The organism is Paenibacillus phytorum, from assembly GCF_013141715.1.
Taxonomy (GTDB): domain Bacteria; phylum Bacillota; class Bacilli; order Paenibacillales; family NBRC-103111; genus Paenibacillus_E; species Paenibacillus_E phytorum.
In genome coordinates, this window is record NZ_WHOA01000206.1 from 1 (window position 1) to 18,494 (window position 18,494).

Sequence of the window (18,494 nt, forward strand, 5' to 3'; positions counted from 1 at the left end):
TAATTTACTGAGATGTAATTCTTTTGAATGTGCACCTAATTGTTTTTCTGAAATATCAATGAAATTTGTCTTGCAATGGCAGCACTGCACTAAATTCTCCTGAGATATATCATTTTTGCAATTTGGACAATTATCAATAAGTAAGCATTGATGAGTAGGGCAAGTTGTTACCAATAGTCATGAATACCATTGATCGCCTGAGCATCTAATAAGATGGCACCGCTTGAAGCCTCATCGAGTCCTGCAATTAAACGAAGCAATGTACTTTTTCCACATCCACTGCGACCCACTATCGCTACAAATTCTCCCTGTTTAATCGATAAATCAATCCCAGATAACACATGTGTTTGACCAAATGCTTTGTTTACATTCCGAATATGCAGCTGAGTGCCTCCGCTTTTAATGATCATGACTTTTCCCCCTTCTCTAGGCTTTATTCAAATAGTTGTGATGCCACTTCAACCAACGATTTTCAAAATACTTAGCAATTAAATCAGATAATTTCCCCAATAAGGCGTACAAGATCACACATAACACAACAACATCCATTTGCATAAACTCTCTGGCATGTGTTGCCATATAACCAATTCCGGAATCCGCAGCAATCGTCTCGGCTACAATTAAGCTAAGCCACATAATGCCTAAAGAAAATCGGATGCCAAGTAAAATATTCGCTAACGCCCCTGGTAAAATCACTTTCGCAAATAACGCGAATCCTTTAAGGCCATACACTTTACCCATTTCTACTAAACCTGGATCGACGGATCGAATCCCATGAAACGTATTGAGGTATATAGGGAAAGCAACTCCCAATGAAACGAGGAACAGCTTTGATGTCTCACCGATACCAAACCACATAATAACGAGAGGAATCATCGCTAGGTGGGGAATGGTTCGCACCATTTGGACAGTAGAATCAATATATCGTTCGGCTATTGGGAATACCCCATTTAGCAAACCAATAACGAATGCAATGCTCCCGCCAATCAGGAACCCAAGAAAAGCCCGCTTCGTGCTCACATCTACGTATTCGAAAATAGTTCCATCTTTAATTACACCGTATAAAGCAGTTAAAACCTCCCAAGGTGTAGGCAGAATGCGCTCAGATAACCACCCGGATAATCCAAGAACTTGCCAGAGAAGCAGTATGAGGATCGGTATGACCCAAGGCTGCCAAAACTTAGATTCAGTTAAAGATGAAGTGCGATTAGCTAGCATGCGAATCCTTCTTTCTTCTCATAAAGTAAAGTGGCGTTAGAAAACGGAAAAGACTCCCGATTCATGCCTCAAAGTACTAAGCAAGAATGGGAGTCTCCAGTCTTCTGGTCGACTCTTTTATTTAATTTAATAATTCATACCTGTTTACTTGGTTTTGATTTGTTTACTATACTATCACCTGTTTTAAGCAGCGTCAATGACTTTTTCTGCATACTAAAAGACTATTCCACAGAAGAATAGTTATTTTCAGACAACGATTATTCATTCTGAAATATCCCTTCATTAATAAGCTTGTCTTTTAACATCAGAAAATCATGTTTAAACTCGTAGTTTAGTCGTACAAATCATGCAATTTCACTTGCGAATATACTTATTAGAAAAATATTTCATCTTTCTTGCATAAAATTGAGTTTAGGCGTATTGACAAATCAGACCATCCGTTGGTATAGTCAATTTATTATTCCGAGTAAAAAGATATGATTAATGACATTAGGTGGTGTAATGTGGGAAATAAGGTTTTTAAAGCTACGGTTCGATCTGTGCTTATTGGCTATTTGATTGTACTTCTTGTCATCCCAATAGGTTCCATCTATTTGAAAGGTTTTTCTCTAGGATGGGATCCATTTTGGAAAGAGGTTACAGGACCATTAGCCTGGAAGTCCATTTTGCTAACCATTAAGCTCAGCGTTGTCTCAACCATCATTCAAGCAATTGTAGGTACCATCATTGCTTATGTCCTTGTCCGTTATACCTTCCGTGGCAAAAGCATTTTAAACAGCATGGTAGATCTTCCCTTCTCGCTTCCGACTTCAGTAGCTGGTTTAATGTTCCTAACCCTATTAGGACCTTCAAGTCCACTAGGTGTCTGGCTCGACCATTTGGGAATTAAGCTGCTTTATAATCAAACGGCTATCGTGATCGGCCTTGTATTTGTTACCTTCCCTTTTGTTATTCGAACTGTTCAACCTTTGCTTGAACAAATCGATCCAGCAGAAGAACAAGCCAGCTTTACGCTTGGTGCGGGTAGATTTTACACCTTCTGTAGAATCGTTTTCCCAGCCATTTTCCCAGGTATCATAGCCGGCAGCATGCTCGCCTTTTCTCGATCACTTGCCGAATTTGGAGCCATCTCCCTTATATCAGGCAATTTGCCTGGTAAAACGATGGTCGCATCGGTCTATATATATGGTGAAACACAGAATTTCAACCCCGAAGGCGCAGCCGCTATCTCTCTTGTGCTCCTAACATTGTCCGTCCTTATTCTCTGGATCATCAATGTACTGACACGCGGAAAGGGGCGCCTAGCATGAGAAAAGTATTGATCAGTATTTCGTTTCTCGTTATTTTCTTACTTATAATGTTACCTTTTCTTGGAATTACCTTTGGTGCTTTTGAAGAAGGCCCGCAAGCTTTTTTCGACGCTCTTGTACGACCTGAAGCCCTTCATGCCATGAAAATTTCTTTAATTATCGTAGGGATTGTAACCATTCTTAATGCCATTGTCGGCATTTACGTTTCCTTAGAAATTGTCAGAGGTTCTTGGATCTCTCGCTGGTTGAAACCTGTCATCAATGCACTTATTGATCTACCCTTTGCTGTATCTCCTATCATTGTTGGTTTAATGGTTATTTTGATCTTTGGTCCAAACACGGCATTTGGCACCTTCATGGAAGATCATAATATGAAAATTGTCTATGCTGTACCCGGCATGGTCTTAGCAACGATGTTCATTACGTTCCCTTTGATGGTACGTGAAGTGGTGCCTTTACTTGAAGAGATTGGTACACAGTCGGAAGAAGCTTCTGCTACTTTAGGGGCTAGCGCCTGGCGTACATTCATTCAAATTACATGGCCAGGTATTCGTTGGGGCGTGCTATACGGTCTCATCCTAACGATCGCAAGAGCACTTGGTGAGTTTGGATCGATCCTAGTCGTGTCTGGCAATATCATTAATCAAACGCAAACAGCTACAACCCTTGTATATCAAGATGCCGAACAATTCCACCTCGTGGCAGCGAACAGCGTTGCTTTCGTCTTAGGTCTCGTATCGATTTCTATTTTATTAGCACTTGAATGGTTGAAAAGAAGAAGTGAAAAATTGAGAAGCCATTAAGGAGGAGCCCCAGCATGCATATCGAAGTCAAAAACCTAAATAAACATTTCGGGCAGTTTCATGCCATCAAGGACGTTAATTTCAGCATTACGAAAGGTCATCTAGTAGGTTTGATCGGGCCAAGCGGAGGCGGTAAAACGTCCATTCTTCGCATGTTGTCGGGATTAGAAAGCCCCACCTCTGGCGATATTTACTTCGACGGGAAACTAGCGACTCATCTTCCGGTTCAAGAAAGAGGAATTGGCTTCGTGTTTCAAAGCTATGCCCTGTTCAAGCATATGACCGTTTTTGAAAATGTGGCCTATGGCTTAAAGGTTCTGAAAAAGCCAAAGGATTTCATTCATGATCGCGTTACTTACCTTCTAGGTTTGATGGGGCTTGCCGGTAGTGAGCGTAAGTACCCTCATCAACTCTCTGGCGGTCAACGCCAACGGGTTGCCTTCGCAAGAGCATTAGCACCCGAACCTCAACTGCTCTTGCTTGATGAACCTTTTGCAGCCATTGATGCTAAAATTCGTAAAGAGCTGCGTGTTTGGCTCAGAAACCTCATCGATGAGTTTAAAGTAACAACCCTATTCGTCACCCATGATCAGGATGAAGCCATTGAGGTTGCGGACGAAATCATTCTTGTTCAAGGCGGAAAAATTGAGCAGCAAGGAAGCCCTTGGGAGATTTACACGAAGCCCGCTTCCTCTTTTGTGGCCTCGTTTATTGGAGAATCCAACATCATTTCGCAATATACCCCACTAATCGGGTTTCCTTACTTAGAAGAATTGCAAAACAATGGTCAATGGTTTCCAGACGTTAACGTGATGATTCGACCAGAATCCATTGAAGTTCGCAATCATGATGTTTCTCATCTCGCTACAGCTGGGGAAAAAGGGAAAGTAACGCATGCTCACTTCCGCGGTGATTCCTGGTATTTGGAAATTGATACAGGCGCCCTAAAGCTATTTGCTTACCAGTCCGTGAAGGAAAAGATTTATAAACCAGGAGATGAGGTAAATATCCTCATCCATCATATTTCCGTGTTTACGAAAACGGACAATAAGTTGATTGAGAATCAGGCTAAACAAGATCCGCTGCCTGTTTTTATATAAAAATTTCTATACATTAAAAGGGGAGTTGTAAACCATGAAAAATTTCAAAACGCTTGGCTTAATCACAGCAACACTATTCACAGCAAGTATCGCCCTTACAGCTTGCGGTACTGGCACGAAATCTGCAAGTACACCTGCGGCATCAACAGCTGCTGCAACAACCGCGGCAAGCGCTTCTCCAAAAGCTGAAGGCGGTAAAGTGACGATTACACTTGGAGCTTATTCGGTCGTCAAAGAATCCTTCGATCTCATTATTCCAAAATTTAAAGATCAATGGAAAAAGAAGACAGGTCAAACAGTTGAATTCCAAGAATCCTATGTGGCTTCTGGTGCGCAAGCTACTGCCATTATCCAAGGTTTTGAAGCTGACATCGCTCCACTTTCTTTGGAAGGTGATATTCAAAAGATCGCTGAAAAAGGTTTAATTACGCATGACTGGAAAAACAATCCTTACAAAGGTAATATCACAGCTTCAATTGCCGCAATTGGTGTTCGTGAAGGTAATCCTAAAGGAATTAAAGACTGGGCTGATTTGACGAAACCGGGTGTTGAAGTTCTGATTCCTAATCCGAGCACTTCCGGCGGAGCCAAATGGGATATTAATGCCATCTACGGCGCAGGCTTGAAAGCTTCCGAAGCTGCAGGTAAAAAAGACCCTGCTGCAGCAAAAGATCTCGTGAGCAAAGTATACAAAAACATTAAAGTATTGGATAAAAGCGGAGCAGATTCCCTTACTACCTTCGATAAAGGTGTTGGCGATGCGATCGTAACTTATGAAAATGAGCTTCTAGCTCGTATTCAATCCGGTAAAAAGTACGTAGAAGTCATTCCACAATACACAACATCCATTGAGAATCCAGTTGCCCTTATTGATAAATACGTAGACAAACATGGTAATCGTGAAGTAGCGCAAGCGTTCCTAGACTTCTTATATACGCCTGAAGCACAAACAGTATTCGCAGAAAAAGGCTTCCGTTCCGTTCTACCTGAGGTTGCTAAGAAATACGAGAAAAACTATACTACGCCTGCTGGCTTATTCAACATTGAATACCTCGGCGGTTGGGATAAAGTGAACAAAGAGCTTTATGGCAAAGGCGCAATCTGGGAAACCATCCTTGCAGAAGGTGGAGCCAAGTAAGAACAAAGGAAAAGCCCGGTGCGAATGTGCAATTCGCTTCCGGGCTTTTTTTGTTATACGTTATGAGTGCAATCCTTATCTTCCGTCTCCATCAAGCAAATTACCAAGACCGCCTAAGATACTTCCCTCTTCTTTCCTTCCTCCCACTCTTGATGCTGAAGCCATACGGTCCGCCAGCCTACTGAACGGCAAGGATTGAATCCATACGCGCCCAGGTCCACGTAACGTAGCGAAGAATAAGCCTTCACCGCCGAATAACGCAGTTTTAACGCCTTTTACCATCTCAATGTCGTAATCAACCTCTTGTGTCATAGCTACGAGACAACCCGTATCCACGCGAATCACTTCACCTGGACGGAGCACACGTTCACAGATGGAGCCACCCGCATGAACAAATGCCAATCCATCGCCTTCAATCTTCTGCATGATAAAGCCCTCACCACCAAAGAAACCAGCCCCTAGCTTACGCTGAAAAGCAATACCTACCGAAACACCTTTCGCTGCGCATAGGAAGGAATCTTTTTGACAAACTAATTTACCACCGAGATCTTGCAAATCCATCGCTATGATTTTCCCAGGATAAGGTGCAGCAAAATTAACTTGTTCTTTACCATGTGAGCTGTGATTCGTAAAAACCGTCATAAACAAGCTTTCACCCGTTAATAATCGTTTACCAGCTCCAAGCAGCTTGCCCATGAACCCTTTATTATCACTGCTGCCGTCTCCAAAGACAGTTTCCATCTGGATGTTTTGATCCATCATCATCATACTACCGGCTTCAGCTACCACACTTTCTCCCGGATCCAACTCAATTTCAACATACTGCATTTCATTTCCTAAAATACGATAATCAATTTCATGTGCGTTCATTACTTTCTTACCTCCTATTTGTTTTCCGTAAGGATATCAACATAAATTAAGCCATTTTTAGATGTTATACGATGTATTTGAGGGTTGGTTTCAGGATTTCTACGTCACACCGAGGTTTGCTTGCGATCCTTCATCCGGATGGTTTAAATACTCTTCAATTAAACTGCTTGAATACTGTTTTTTGCCTGGATTATCACGTACTTGCTTCCACAATTGCGCAGCAATTTTCATCCGGTCTTGTTTTATGAACTTCGTTTTAGAGTCTTTATTGAAGTCTTTAACAAATTTGTTCCATTGATATGTGCTTTCTTCTTTGCTTTCAAACTTGTTCTTATCTTCATATACTTTGATTAAATAGGTTACAGTCATTTCCGTATTTCCATGACGTTCTGCTTCTCTTAACGCCGTTGCCATTTCTTTCGTAAAAGAAAACTTTGGTTTGTTGTAATAGTTAGCAAAGAACTCTCTTGCTTTTTGATTAAACTTAAAACCATCTGGAATAAGCTTTGTGCTTAAAGACAATTCTGTAAGTTGTTGTTTCTTCCTAATCATTGTATTAGATAGTCGATGATCAATAATTTCATCACCGTGCAGTAGTTTCTTAATTTTCTCTTCTAACTCTGCTTTTGTCCCAGTCGGCGAGATATTATACTTGCGGCATATGTCATTTAATTCTTGCTTATACCAATAATGTCTTTCGAATTCCTGTATGGAAAGATCCCTTGTGAAATCTGGCCGTATTTCTGTATTCATTAGCTCTCCCTTAACTTTTTCGTCCATGTTCTCATCATTGTCTTCCATTAAAGTTATAATTGTTCTTAATTTGTTCGACTGATTCTCGTAAAGATGTACTTGTTTTTACTTCAATCACAACGGACAAGCCATGATTTTCGGCAAAAAGAAGCCGATCATTTATTGGAACATTACCGCTATATAAGGGCTGATGGTCTGATTTATCATTGCAATCATGGAGATGTATATGCTTAATACGATCAGTAAATTCGCGGAATACAACCCCTTCCTTAAAGTTAACTTTAGCATCGTGCCCTACATCCCAAGTGAGGTAAAAGTTTTCGAACTTCGCTAACATCTCGAGAGCTCTTCTGATGAACGGAACATGAAAATTGCATGTATTCTCTATCGACAAAACAACATTTAAAGAATTAGCTAGCTGATAGAGTTGTGAATATGATTCAAAGAGTAATTTATTAAATTCTGATTCGTATTGTTCATTAATCCACATTCTCTCGTGGGGTAATGTAAAGTAAATGCCATTATTTAAATGCATATTCAGAGTTTGTATCCCTGCTCTACTAGCCCATTCAATTGTTTCTTTACATCTCTGTAAATGTCCCCTTCTTATTGAAGGGTGAAACGATGATAAATCAATTTCTTCTGGTAAATGAACAGTAAATTCAATGCCATATTCGTTCTTAATATGCCTTATTTCCTGATGACTTAAATTCTCGGATAAACATATCGGAAGATTCATATTTAGTTCAATGAAATCAAGACCTAATTCTTTACATAGGTCAACATTCTGTTCAATTGTTTTAAATTCTATTAAAGTTGGCATTCCTAATTGCAATTTGGATTACCTCCTTTTACTTCGATCTTGTTAAAGAATGATCTTATTATCCATATCCTTATTATGTAGTTCAATTATTGGTTTTGTGTAGTTATCGAATTTAAAATCATCACTTAGTTCTATCCATGCTATATCAATTAGATCACTATTATATTCTTTTGTATTATCAAGATACATCTCTCCACCTATGATCTGAGCTCTAAATGTGTGCTTGTTATTATTGGTACATAAATGCCCTTCGATTTTAATATCAAAACCTGTTTCTTCTTTCGTTTCTCTTATACATGCTTGCTCTGGTGTTTCATTTTCCTCTATACCGCCTCCTGGGAAATTCCATACAATATCCCCTCTCTGAACATATTGCTTTACCATAAGGACTTTATTGTCTTGTATAATCAAAGCTTGTGAAATCAATCTCGGTCACCCATCTTCTCTGAGGTAGCTCGAAGTCACCTCTCTTTGAAAATTCCGCAATTATCTTCATCTATTCAATAGATTTCCATTTATTATCACATAGAACTACTGATGTCTCGATTTGTCTTTCAGATACATTCCAAAATCTATGTAGTAATTCCCCCTTCTCTTCATGTGAAACTAATTTAAATCCATTCTTAAGATAAAAATTAATTGCCCATTCAGCCGATGCCCAGGTCCCGATTAAAATTGATTTATCTGTTAAATTAATTAAATGATACAGAAGCTTGGTCCCTATTCCACCTTTACGTTGACTCGTTTTAACATAAGCATGTCTGATTAGTGCTACTTCCCCTTTATCTTGTATGCCCATGACTCCAAGTAACTCATTGTTTTCCTCTAGCCCCCAAAACATAACTCCTTCATTCATTTCATGAGTTAATTCTTCCATGGTCATGTATGGTTCATGATACAAATCACTAGGAATAACCCCTTCGTATGCTTGAGCGGCATCATTGATAATCTGATAGATTACTTCTTTTTCTAGATATTCACACAATCTGATCATGATATTTAAACTCCTTATATTGTTTAATTCAGAAATTCCCACGGGAAGACCAAGGTACGTGGGTACGCGTTGTTTTAGGATGTCAGCGCTTTCTCTGAACATGCTATACACTACTCTTAAACTTTCAAACCCAAACTCTTTACTTATCTGAATATGCATGCAATTCACTTTGTTATTTCTTGTACTATCAATTCATTGATCGTTTCAATAGGTAATAATCCATCAACAATGTAGTCCGAATTAGGTTTTACTGTACTTAACATATTTAGATATGCATTTCTACCGCGATCAAGATAATTAGTGATATCATTTTGAATTATTTCGGTCTTCGTATCTTCGTAATCTCTCAGGATTCGTCTACATAATGCTACATCCAGTGGGGTATCAATAAAAATTGTAAAGTTTAATAGCTCACTTATTGCCTTGTGCCGATAAGCAAAGGGATAATCAAGTATTATATATTTGAGTGACTGGTTTTCAGCAAAAATTAGAGATTTGAGATCATTAATTAGTGGTGTTAAATTCCATTGGCTATGATCAGCCCCGATCTCTACCCACTCACAAATGTCTTTTGGACTATCATCAAAATCATACTCATCAAAATATAATGCCTTGGATTTCACTAAAGTAGCATTCAATTGTTTTACTAAAGTGGTTTTGCCACCACCAGATACTGCTGAAACTGCAAAAACAAATGGTTTTTGTTGATGCATCAGTGCACCTTCTTTCAAGAATAAAAGATTTTCAAGAGGTTTAGCTGATGTCCTCGCCTTCGTCAAGTCGCTATCAAAGTAGTAAAATTCCATTTAAATGTAAATTGTTCTTTATTATGCTCTTTACTCTGGTAATTGTATTTGAACTTTTAGGCAGATCAACAATTCTATTAAGTAATAGCCATCTAAGGCAAGCTACTGCCTCAAATAATTCTAGTTCTTCTTTTGTATATTGATTTTGCGATAGATAAGCAGAAAGATAAAAAGAACCATACCTTACTCCAACATAAATCTTAATTAAAACAATTGACCAAGCAAAATCATATCTTGGGTCACCAAGTTGACCGTTCGTCCAATCTATTATTGTGTACTTTCCATCCGCTTCCAAAATATTCCCTAAATTAAAATCACCATGAATAAGACAATCTTGTTTAGGATTCTCACTTTCAGTAAGCCGGATTAATAGATTTTTAATGTCCTGATGTTCTTCAATTCTCGGGTAAAAATAGCTGACAAAATCATGTTTTTGAAGTATTGAACTATCCAAATCTTCAAAAGGAAACCTATGAATATTTGTTAATATATTTGCAAGTTTAGTAAGTTTAAACTTATTCACTTTATTTATTGGTAACCCGTCAAAACTGGTTAATAAAACCTGATTAGTATTTTTATCTAAACCCCAACCAAAAGGCATTGAAACTGATAACCCTCGGCTATAAAGAGCATCTAACAACTTATACTGTCTTTTAACATCTGGCTTTGAATCCCTATTCCATACTTTTAATACAAAGCTTGTTTCGGCTGTACAAATTTTTGTTACTTCTGCTTCAAGTCCAGAGTCCAAAGGGATAAAGGTTAATGAACTACCTTGTTCTAGCAATGAATCAATTACTTTGCTTTTTACTATCCAGTTAATATCTCTAATTGGATGACCCATGGTTTCTCTTCCTTTCGCGGGGATTTCTTATTACCTTCCAGTTAATGCAATTCCTCTATCTCTTCACAGTACCAAATGTAATTTTCATGTTTGGTGCATATGTTAAGTAAGAATTATCATCGAATTCCTTTGAAAATAGTAACTCAGCTTCATATTGATTCATCGCCTCATTAACCATTAATCCGCGATTCACTAATCTATGAAGAAATTCCTCTTTCTCTCCAGGTAACTCCCCTAATCCTTCTTCCCTCAAAGAGTTATAAAGACTTTGCTTACTTAGCAAGTCCGTATTCTGATCCAAGAAATTAACCTTATCACTTACTCTACACTCAACGTTCTTCAAACCTAATTGGCTGAGATAGATCGGTAATTTGATTCCAATATTTCCGTCCTTACCCTTGTGTTTAAAATCTCCCTCGTACAATTTCTGCAAAATACCCAATTTAATCACTTTTGACTGCTCCAGTTCATCAAGGCAGTAGTTTGACATGTTAGCAATCCAATGTGGTTCAAAGCAAATAACCATTCCATCATCTAAAACACAATCAATCATCTTCTGAAGTACTTTCTTCGAATCAGACATATGTAATAAAAAAGCATGGCACATAGCTATGTCATACTTTCTGACTACTGTAACTTCTTCAATATCACTCACGAAAAATTCTGATGGATAAGGCTGGTTTTGAAAGACTTCCCTCGCCGTATTAATAAGTTCATTACCCTTGTCAATTCCCGTATAGGTTGATCCTTCGGGTAAAAGTGGTAACAGTTTAAGCCCCAAATATCCAAAACCACAACCATAATCAATGATGTTCACCGGTTTTACGATCTTCCAAACAGTCTTCACTAAGAATTCTAAATAATCATCATTGTAATACAGCCCTCGAGTATTTCTTAAATATTCAATCTTATTATCCCAGTAATATTCGGACATTTTAAGCTCCTTCTTTATTATGACTTAAGGTGATTTCAGTAGCTCTACTAACGCCTTGATTTGACTTGTTGATATTCCGTATTTCCTGTACAAAAATTAGTTTCTAATGCACCATCATTTCCTAAGTATGAATATACCAAATAAGATCCATTACTCTTGAATTTGTATCCACACGACGCACCATCACCATCATAACTATAAATTGAAATTTTTTTAGTTATTTGTCCTTTCCAAGCCTGATTTACCTCAAAGGTATATTTCCTAAGTTTTCCTATGTCACTGTTCTTAGTTCCACCAACTTCTATTACACGCCCTGTAAAAACGGCATCTGATCGTTCTAACTTTTCAGTAATGCTGCCACCTACACAACTACATGCGTAGACTTCATTATCTGTAAGATTAATTCCAGTAGTGATTATGAATAATATAAAAAGTATTACGAGCATTTTTCTCATTTTTGGCTCCTGGTCGAAAAAGCTGCTAATCTTTGTTCTAGATTTACTATCTTTTTTAAAAAAGCATGTATGATTGGTTTATCTGGAGGACTAATATTGTCAGGTATCTCATCTAATTCAAAAAATCTAATTTCTGCTACTTCTGACTCGTCGTTATTGATAACCCCATCAAACTCTTCACATATATAAGCAGCCACTACGTTATAGACCTCATCACCGTGTGGATATTTGTAATACAGCTCTTGTCCTGAAAATACATCTAATAATTCAAGCTTCTTGGCTTGTAGACCGGTTTCTTCAAATAATTCTCTTCTTGCTACCTGTTCCATTGTCTCCCCAGGCTCTAAGGATCCTCCTGGCAATCCCCACATGCCATTATCAGTTCTTTTCTCAAATAAAATGGAATTATTATGAATAACAACGACACAAGCACCGGCCATAATCAAAGGTCTTGTTCCAACGTTCTTTCTTAAGTCCATTATGTAACCCATAGTTATATCACTCCTCGAGATTATCTATTTTCTTCGACCGATATACAATAAATGTGAAGACACTCCTAATATGTGAGGATTCTCAGATTCTTTGTAAATCATATTCATTACTTCTTGAAATTCTTCTTCGCCACGAGAACGCCAATATTCAAATTGCTCTGACTTAAATGAACCAGCTATACTAGATGACCCAATCAATTTGAGGCTTTCAAATCCATGAGATTCCATGAAAGGATTAATGTCTTCTATATTAAAATAATACGCCCCTGTGAATCTTCCTTCGTCCTTATGATTAAATATACCGGTTTCTAAAAATGAGTTTATATCCTCAATGTTGTCATTCGGTTTCCAATGTTCAGGCAATAATAAGGAAGTCGTTAGATGCCGTATCCTTGTCATAAATGCGACAAATACAATACCATCCCGTTTAGTAACTCGATGCAATTCTTGTACGGCAGAATCCCGATCTGCTTGCGTTTGCAAATGATATAAAGGCCCCAACATTAAAGATGCATCAAATTGCTCATCATTGAAAATGTCTAAATTTCTTGCATCAGCAATATGAAAACCTTTGAAAAATTCCTCTAACTTCAATTCGACTGCCTTCTCACCAGCTATTTCCACTAATCTCGGGGTAAGATCCGTTAGTGTAACATCATAACCACATTTCGCTAATTCAATTGAGTATTTACCCGGTCCAGCTCCGTTATCTAAGATGTGCCCTTTCTGTGGTAGCAAACTCCTTATATGGTGCCAGTTAACTATAAATTCAATAGGCTCTCTATCAAGACGGCCCCATTCGTCAAATCTATTATAATAATCAATCACTTTATCCATGTATATCCTCTCCTTCATAAGTTTTTAATTGACAGAGGAACTCTTTCGTTCAAAGAAAAAAACGCTCCTTTCTTTTATTCAATAAATTCCAAAATATCCCTCTATTTCATACGAAGAGCAAAACAAAAAGGGGCAGAACCCCAATGGAGTATCTGTCCCTTTGTCTTCGGTTATTTCAACATGACCGACAAGTCCGACGCATCTGAAGCTTATTTTTTGCTGCATTTCTTGCTCCAACAATGATGCCTATTGAGGCTGAAGTCACGATCCCTGGAAATGATGGGAGTGCTGCGGTTACGGATGCAACTTTGAATCCAGTTTGGTTACTGGGCACAAATGATCGGAAGGTTGCGGTAAATTTACCTCTTGCGTCTGTAATGGTAATGGCAGAAATGATAGTACCCAGTGTGCAATCGGTCGATAATAAGACGACGATCCCTGCCGCAGGACGACCATTCTTCTGGACTTGTCCCGAAAGAGTCGAAGATTCCCCAGCTATTAAAATGGTTGGTACAGCAATCATGTTTATGGTAATTCGAGCTTTCTTCCCAGACTATGAATCTCGTAATAAAATTTTATAAAGTTTAATGACACTTATATGCATGCCTTCATGGTACAAATTAAAACATAGAAACTGTTCTGGCGTTTCCAAGGTCATTCCGGCTGAAGTTGTGTACGGTGGATCAATTTTCTCCCCTAAGCGATGACCGAGCACATCACGTATCCGCTCTTGCTGATCTTTCAGCAAGTTCTCCAACTCTTGCAAAGTAGGAACGGCAGCGGAATTGGGTCTGTTTAAAGGCGTGGTACCATACTCGAACTGTTCCTTGAATCCTTCTGGCAAACGAGTCGGAAGTCCCATATATTGAAATGCGAACCGTTCAAGCACGACATAGACGTGCCCTAACTGCCAACGAATCGTATTTCGAAAGCCATCGGGAATTCTGTCAGCTGTTTCTTCGGTAACTCCATCCATCAATTTTAAGGTTTGGCCCCTCACGAAAGCCAGCTGTTTGAACAAATAGTGTTCTATCGTCCTCACTCCTTCAAATCATTGTTTATGGCATATTATATCATAATATCAAGCGATGGCTAAGGAAGCGAAAGTTATTTCCTCCAAATTAATAAAAGGACAGTTCCTAGTAAGGAACTGCCCGACTCTTCAGGGGAAACAATTTTCAATGAGAAAACCTCTAACGAGGCCATTCAAAGATGAGCGACCGCGTTTAACGAGGAGAGACTTTGGTCTACGACCAAAGATCCCTATATTAGGTTTTATCGCCAATAAGAAAGCGGTTTTCGTGATCCGAAAACTTATACTTTCTTATGTGGTCAAAAAGACTACATGTTCAAATTACGCTCTTCTTTGCGAAGCTTGCGCGCGGCAAATCGAGTTTCGGCTGTTTCGAACAGGCGTTTTTCTTCATCCGTTTCAGGGATGATTTCTGGCACAGGACATGGTTGTCCGTTATCATCTAGCGCCACGAAGGTTAGGTAGGCCGTCGCAGTACGCTTCTTTTCGCCTGTCAGAAGGTTCTCCGACTCGATTTTCACATAAACCTCCATCGAACTTCGATGTGTCCACGTAACAAAGGCCTCCAACTGTATAGCCTCTCCTAGTTTGACAGGGGCGAAGAAGTCTAAGCTATCGCTAGATGCTGTCACGACACCTCTGCGTGAATGACGCATTGAGGCAATCGTTGCTACCTTATCTATATATTGCATCACGCGGCCGCCAAACACGGTATTGTGATAATTCGTGTCTGCCGGCAAAATGATTTCTGTCAAAACGGTTCGGGAGAGTCTTGCTGGTTTAGCTTCCATTGTGCTTGCCTCCTGATGATGACTTGACTTGGGTAACCTAATCTTATTCGTAATTTAGTTTGAGCAATCCAGCCGCTTTCTTCGCAAGGCTTCGCGCTTCCTCTACCGTATCTGCACTGCTCAGCGCAACAGCCATGCGGCGTCCCACTTTCGTCTCCGGCTTACCAAAGACGCGAACCTGTGTATTGGGTACGGTTAAAGCTTGCTCTAAACCGCTAATTGTATACTCTACCTGTTCACGATCCGCTTTAAGGGTATAGCTGGCACCTGGTGTCAAAAGACGAATACCTGTAATAGGCAGTCCCAGAATCGCTCTAGCATGCAGGGCGAACTCGCTCAAATCCTGTGTTGCCATCGTAACCATGCCTGTATCATGCGGTCGCGGCGAAACTTCACTGAAATAAACGCCTTCCTTGGTCAGGAACAGCTCAACCCCATAAAGCCCAAAGCCTCCGAGTGCGTCCGTAATGGTTTTGGCCATATGTTGGGCGTCTGAAATTTGCTGCTCCGTCATTGCATGAGGCTGCCACGATTCGATGTAATCCCCATCTTTTTGAATGTGACCAATCGGCTCACAATACGTAGTGCCGGAAACTGAACGAACAGTCAACAGCGTAATTTCTGATTCAAAATGAATGAATTCTTCCACAATCACTCTAGCGTTTTTCGCGCGGCCGCCTTCCATGGCGATGTTCCACGATTGTTCCACATTCTCAGGTGTGCGGCATACGCTTTGACCTTTACCTGAGGAGCTCATGATCGGCTTAATAACACATGGTGTACCAATCTCCGCAACAGCAGCATGTAATTCTTCTAGGCTATTTGCAAAAGCATACTTAGCTGTCCGCAGCTCTAGTGTTTCTGAAGCAAGGCGGCGAATCCCCTCGCGGTCCATCGTCAAACGGGAAGCTGTAGCCGTAGGAATGACACGATATCCTTCCTTCTCAAGCTCCACAAGAACAGGCGTAGCGATAGCTTCAATTTCAGGTACGATAAGATCCGGACGTTCTTGCTCAATCAAAGCTCTAAGCTGCTCACCATCGAGCATATTAATGACATGGCTGCGATGTGCTACTTGCATAGCTGGTGCATTCGCGTATCGGTCAACGGCGATTGTTTCAATCCCTAGGCGCTGCGCTTCGATAACAACTTCTTTCCCAAGTTCTCCGGATCCAAGCAGCATAATTTTCTTGGCTTTGTTCGATAATGGTGCTCCGTACATGAAATAATATCCCCCTTATGTTAGGTCGAAATAAGCAAATAATTGGTTGACATGTATGTAAGTAAAAAAAAGATAATGACGATAAGCAGGGCAATTCATCCGCATTGAAGATAAAAATACCCTGATCTATTGTAAAGGATTTCGACATTAAAAGATAGATTTAAGCAGAAGTTTGCGCAAAATGGGCACCAACTGTTCGGCGAGCTCCTCCACATTGGGGACGACAACACTGCTGCGCCCGTACATGTTGCGCATTGCAATCCGCTCCGTTTCGTGGACAGCGCCACTTGCCAGAAAAATGCTGATGACCTCAATACTTTGACGACGAGCGTGAAGCACGGCTTCATAGGTGTCGAGGATGCCAACATCATTGTAATTGGCTGCCGAAGGCTCACCATCCGAGAACACCAAGAGGATGCGCTGCCGTTCTGTGCGCCGCAGCAGCCGCTCCGTCATGCAGCGAATCGCGAAGCCGTCGCGGTTGTCTTGCTGCGGCTCAAGCTGCAGCAGAGCCGCGCCGCTTCCGGACGCTAAGGAGGAGCCGAAGTCGACCGCAACCTGGAACAGGTTCGGCGCTTCCTGCTCCGTGACGCGATCCGCGTCCTCCCAGAATCCCACGATTTCGTGCGGGATTCGTAAGGATCGGAGGGTCTCGTGGAAAAGTACGAGACCGAGCTTGGTTTCGTCCATTTTGTCATACATGGACGCCGAGCAGTCGACGAGCAGCGCGAACGCCGCGTCGAGTTGGGGTACTGGCGCGCGCTTCTTATAGAAGAGGCGCGGCATCTCTTGCGTCACGGCTCGCGTTAGCCGCTTGTCGAGCCGCCCGAACAACCGATCGCCGTGCGGGGCGATCCGTTTCTGCTCCAGCGTGCGCCGAATGGCACGCTGCAAGGGCTTCGCGAGCGGCGCTGCGCGCTCGCTCAGGCGCCTGTACCCGGCCTCCTGCGCAGCAGTCGGCCGTTCAGGCGCCAGCCACGTCGCCGTCGCATACGCGGCGACTGCGCCCTCCCCGTGCCCCGCGGCAGCGGGCACGGCAGCACCCTCGCGCCGCTCGCCGGAGGCGGCGCCAGTGCGCTTAGCGCGCACCGAGCGCCCTTGGGCGATGGCGAGCGCCTGGTCGGCCGCGTCGCCCTCGCGGGGCGCAGACCCCTGCGCGGCTGTGCGCGAGCCGCGCTCCAGCTCGAACCGCAGCAGCCCCGGGCTGCGGTCGCTGCTCTCGCGGTGCCAGGTCGGCATGCGCTCCTGGCCCGGCAGCTGACGCTCCCCCTCTTGCTCGGGGAGCACATCATCATTCGCGAGCCGCTTCGCACGCTTCAGCTCGCCCTTATACCCCGCAGGCAGCGGCTCCGCCACTCCGCTGCCCGGCTGCATCCAGAAATATGCGGCAGTCGCATCTCTGTCTAGCCAATAAGAAAGCGAGTCCATCATCATCTCGCAGCATGAGGCAACCTCGGCCGTATGTGCGGCTTCCTCAATCTGCTCCAAAATCGGATACAGCTGAGCTAAGCGGCCAGAAAGTCCAGCACCAGCATCACCCAAGCCTGCTTGCCATTCCAAACCAGTAAACCAACCATATACCAATAAAAGAACAGCGTCTGTCAACTCGCCTTTGCTCAGGTGTGTACGCAGCTTATGTTGAAAATAGACCCTCAATATGCGATGCCGATGTGCGAATACGCGGGCAGTTCCTGGTCTGCGAGCTCGACAAATATGCTCTAACCGCATATCTTCACATAGCGCAAAAAGCGAATTAGCCAGCTTCGGGAAACTCGTACTTTGGCAAAAGTTTAGATATGACTTAACCGCGTTGGCCCCTGTGAACCAAGCACTACCGATACCCCGCAGGTAAACATCACTCTTCATTCCTGCCGTTTTATCAACCGGAGGATAATCCCGCCAAAACTGACTCACGGTTATACGAGCGGAAGCGTCCTCATAGTCAGCATGGAACGCCGCTTCCACATCAAGTTCTTTGCGCTTGGTGAACATCCGTGCCAAATCAACAAGCTGCATTTGGAGCATCGCATCGATTTTATCCTCTAATAAACTTAGCTTTCCTACAAACATAG

22 protein-coding genes are annotated in these 18,494 nt (G+C 41.6%); 4 read left to right on the plus strand and 18 right to left on the minus strand.

Annotated elements, in window-relative coordinates:
- Nucleotides 1–167 precede the first annotated feature (167 nt).
- Complete coding sequence (locus GC098_RS29495; RefSeq protein ID WP_171646963.1) at nt 168–410, minus strand: ATP-binding cassette domain-containing protein; 243 nt, start codon at nt 408–410, stop codon at nt 168–170.
- A 16-nt stretch (nt 411–426) separates the two neighbouring features.
- Nucleotides 427–1,218: an ABC transporter permease subunit gene (locus tag GC098_RS29500; protein WP_171646965.1), complete on the minus strand. Its 792-nt coding sequence runs from the start codon at nt 1,216–1,218 to the stop codon at nt 427–429.
- 476 nt (nt 1,219–1,694) lie between these two features.
- Here GC098_RS29500 and cysT point away from each other — a divergent pair, with 476 nt between their 5' ends.
- The 4 genes from cysT to GC098_RS29520 are packed head-to-tail and all read left to right on the plus strand — an operon-like array spanning nt 1,695 to nt 5,569.
- Nucleotides 1,695–2,528, plus strand: coding sequence for a sulfate ABC transporter permease subunit CysT (gene cysT / locus GC098_RS29505; protein WP_171646967.1), 834 nt, complete (start codon nt 1,695–1,697; stop codon nt 2,526–2,528).
- Nucleotides 2,525–3,331 carry a sulfate ABC transporter permease subunit gene (locus GC098_RS29510; RefSeq protein WP_171646969.1) on the plus strand — a complete coding sequence of 269 codons (807 nt, stop codon included), beginning with the start codon at nt 2,525–2,527 and terminating at the stop codon, nt 3,329–3,331. Before cysT ends, GC098_RS29510 begins: the two co-directional genes overlap by 4 nt.
- A gap of 14 nt (nt 3,332–3,345) precedes the next feature.
- A complete protein-coding gene (locus GC098_RS29515) occupies nt 3,346–4,431 on the plus strand; it encodes an ABC transporter ATP-binding protein (RefSeq protein WP_171646971.1) in 1,086 nt (361 codons plus the stop codon).
- A gap of 34 nt (nt 4,432–4,465) precedes the next feature.
- A complete protein-coding gene (locus GC098_RS29520) occupies nt 4,466–5,569 on the plus strand; it encodes a sulfate ABC transporter substrate-binding protein (RefSeq protein WP_171646973.1) in 1,104 nt (367 codons plus the stop codon).
- Between the two features lie 75 nt (nt 5,570–5,644).
- Here the strand turns inward: GC098_RS29520 and GC098_RS29525 are convergent, their stop codons facing one another.
- The 16 genes from GC098_RS29525 to GC098_RS29600 all read right to left on the minus strand — a co-directional run bounded on the left by GC098_RS29525 (nt 5,645) and on the right by GC098_RS29600 (nt 18,492).
- Nucleotides 5,645–6,439, minus strand: a complete 795-nt coding sequence (locus tag GC098_RS29525; RefSeq protein WP_171646975.1) for a TIGR00266 family protein — start codon at nt 6,437–6,439, stop codon at nt 5,645–5,647.
- Nucleotides 6,440–6,538: 99 nt separating this feature from the next.
- Complete coding sequence (locus tag GC098_RS29530; RefSeq protein ID WP_171646977.1) at nt 6,539–7,240, minus strand: SAP domain-containing protein; 702 nt, start codon at nt 7,238–7,240, stop codon at nt 6,539–6,541.
- Nucleotides 7,227–8,027: a sugar phosphate isomerase/epimerase family protein gene (locus GC098_RS29535; protein ID WP_171646979.1), complete on the minus strand. Its 801-nt coding sequence runs from the start codon at nt 8,025–8,027 to the stop codon at nt 7,227–7,229. The genes GC098_RS29530 and GC098_RS29535 overlap by 14 nt, the downstream gene beginning before the upstream one ends.
- A gap of 30 nt (nt 8,028–8,057) precedes the next feature.
- Nucleotides 8,058–8,441 carry an NUDIX hydrolase gene (locus tag GC098_RS29540; RefSeq protein ID WP_171646981.1) on the minus strand — a complete coding sequence of 128 codons (384 nt, stop codon included), beginning with the start codon at nt 8,439–8,441 and terminating at the stop codon, nt 8,058–8,060.
- A 70-nt stretch (nt 8,442–8,511) separates the two neighbouring features.
- Complete coding sequence (locus GC098_RS29545) at nt 8,512–9,009, minus strand: GNAT family N-acetyltransferase (protein WP_171646983.1); 498 nt, start codon at nt 9,007–9,009, stop codon at nt 8,512–8,514.
- A gap of 164 nt (nt 9,010–9,173) precedes the next feature.
- Complete coding sequence (locus tag GC098_RS29550) at nt 9,174–9,740, minus strand: nucleoside/nucleotide kinase family protein (RefSeq protein WP_376773979.1); 567 nt, start codon at nt 9,738–9,740, stop codon at nt 9,174–9,176.
- A 55-nt stretch (nt 9,741–9,795) separates the two neighbouring features.
- Nucleotides 9,796–10,659 (minus strand): aminoglycoside phosphotransferase family protein, encoded by an 864-nt coding sequence (locus GC098_RS29555; protein WP_171646985.1) that lies wholly within the window; start codon nt 10,657–10,659, stop codon nt 9,796–9,798.
- A gap of 55 nt (nt 10,660–10,714) precedes the next feature.
- Nucleotides 10,715–11,593, minus strand: a complete 879-nt coding sequence (locus GC098_RS29560; RefSeq protein WP_171646987.1) for a methyltransferase domain-containing protein — start codon at nt 11,591–11,593, stop codon at nt 10,715–10,717.
- A 47-nt stretch (nt 11,594–11,640) separates the two neighbouring features.
- Nucleotides 11,641–12,048 (minus strand): hypothetical protein, encoded by a 408-nt coding sequence (locus GC098_RS29565; protein ID WP_171646989.1) that lies wholly within the window; start codon nt 12,046–12,048, stop codon nt 11,641–11,643.
- Nucleotides 12,045–12,539 carry an NUDIX hydrolase gene (locus tag GC098_RS29570; protein ID WP_171646991.1) on the minus strand — a complete coding sequence of 165 codons (495 nt, stop codon included), beginning with the start codon at nt 12,537–12,539 and terminating at the stop codon, nt 12,045–12,047. Before GC098_RS29570 ends, GC098_RS29565 begins: the two co-directional genes overlap by 4 nt.
- A 24-nt stretch (nt 12,540–12,563) precedes the next feature.
- Nucleotides 12,564–13,376, minus strand: coding sequence for a class I SAM-dependent methyltransferase (locus tag GC098_RS29575; RefSeq protein ID WP_171646992.1), 813 nt, complete (start codon nt 13,374–13,376; stop codon nt 12,564–12,566).
- A gap of 175 nt (nt 13,377–13,551) precedes the next feature.
- Nucleotides 13,552–13,899 (minus strand): DUF4198 domain-containing protein, encoded by a 348-nt coding sequence (locus tag GC098_RS39625; protein ID WP_216625467.1) that lies wholly within the window; start codon nt 13,897–13,899, stop codon nt 13,552–13,554.
- Between the two features lie 30 nt (nt 13,900–13,929).
- Nucleotides 13,930–14,418: a DinB family protein gene (locus GC098_RS29585; RefSeq protein WP_171646996.1), complete on the minus strand. Its 489-nt coding sequence runs from the start codon at nt 14,416–14,418 to the stop codon at nt 13,930–13,932.
- 299 nt (nt 14,419–14,717) lie between these two features.
- On the minus strand, nt 14,718–15,200 hold the full coding sequence (locus GC098_RS29590; protein ID WP_029195928.1) for an acyl-CoA thioesterase: 483 nt from the start codon (nt 15,198–15,200) through the stop codon (nt 14,718–14,720).
- A 43-nt stretch (nt 15,201–15,243) separates the two neighbouring features.
- Nucleotides 15,244–16,422 (minus strand): formate-dependent phosphoribosylglycinamide formyltransferase, encoded by a 1,179-nt coding sequence (gene purT, locus GC098_RS29595; RefSeq protein ID WP_171646998.1) that lies wholly within the window; start codon nt 16,420–16,422, stop codon nt 15,244–15,246.
- Between the two features lie 147 nt (nt 16,423–16,569).
- Nucleotides 16,570–18,492 carry a nitric oxide reductase activation protein NorD gene (locus GC098_RS29600; RefSeq protein WP_171647000.1) on the minus strand — a complete coding sequence of 641 codons (1,923 nt, stop codon included), beginning with the start codon at nt 18,490–18,492 and terminating at the stop codon, nt 16,570–16,572.
- Nucleotides 18,493–18,494: the final 2 nt, after the last annotated feature.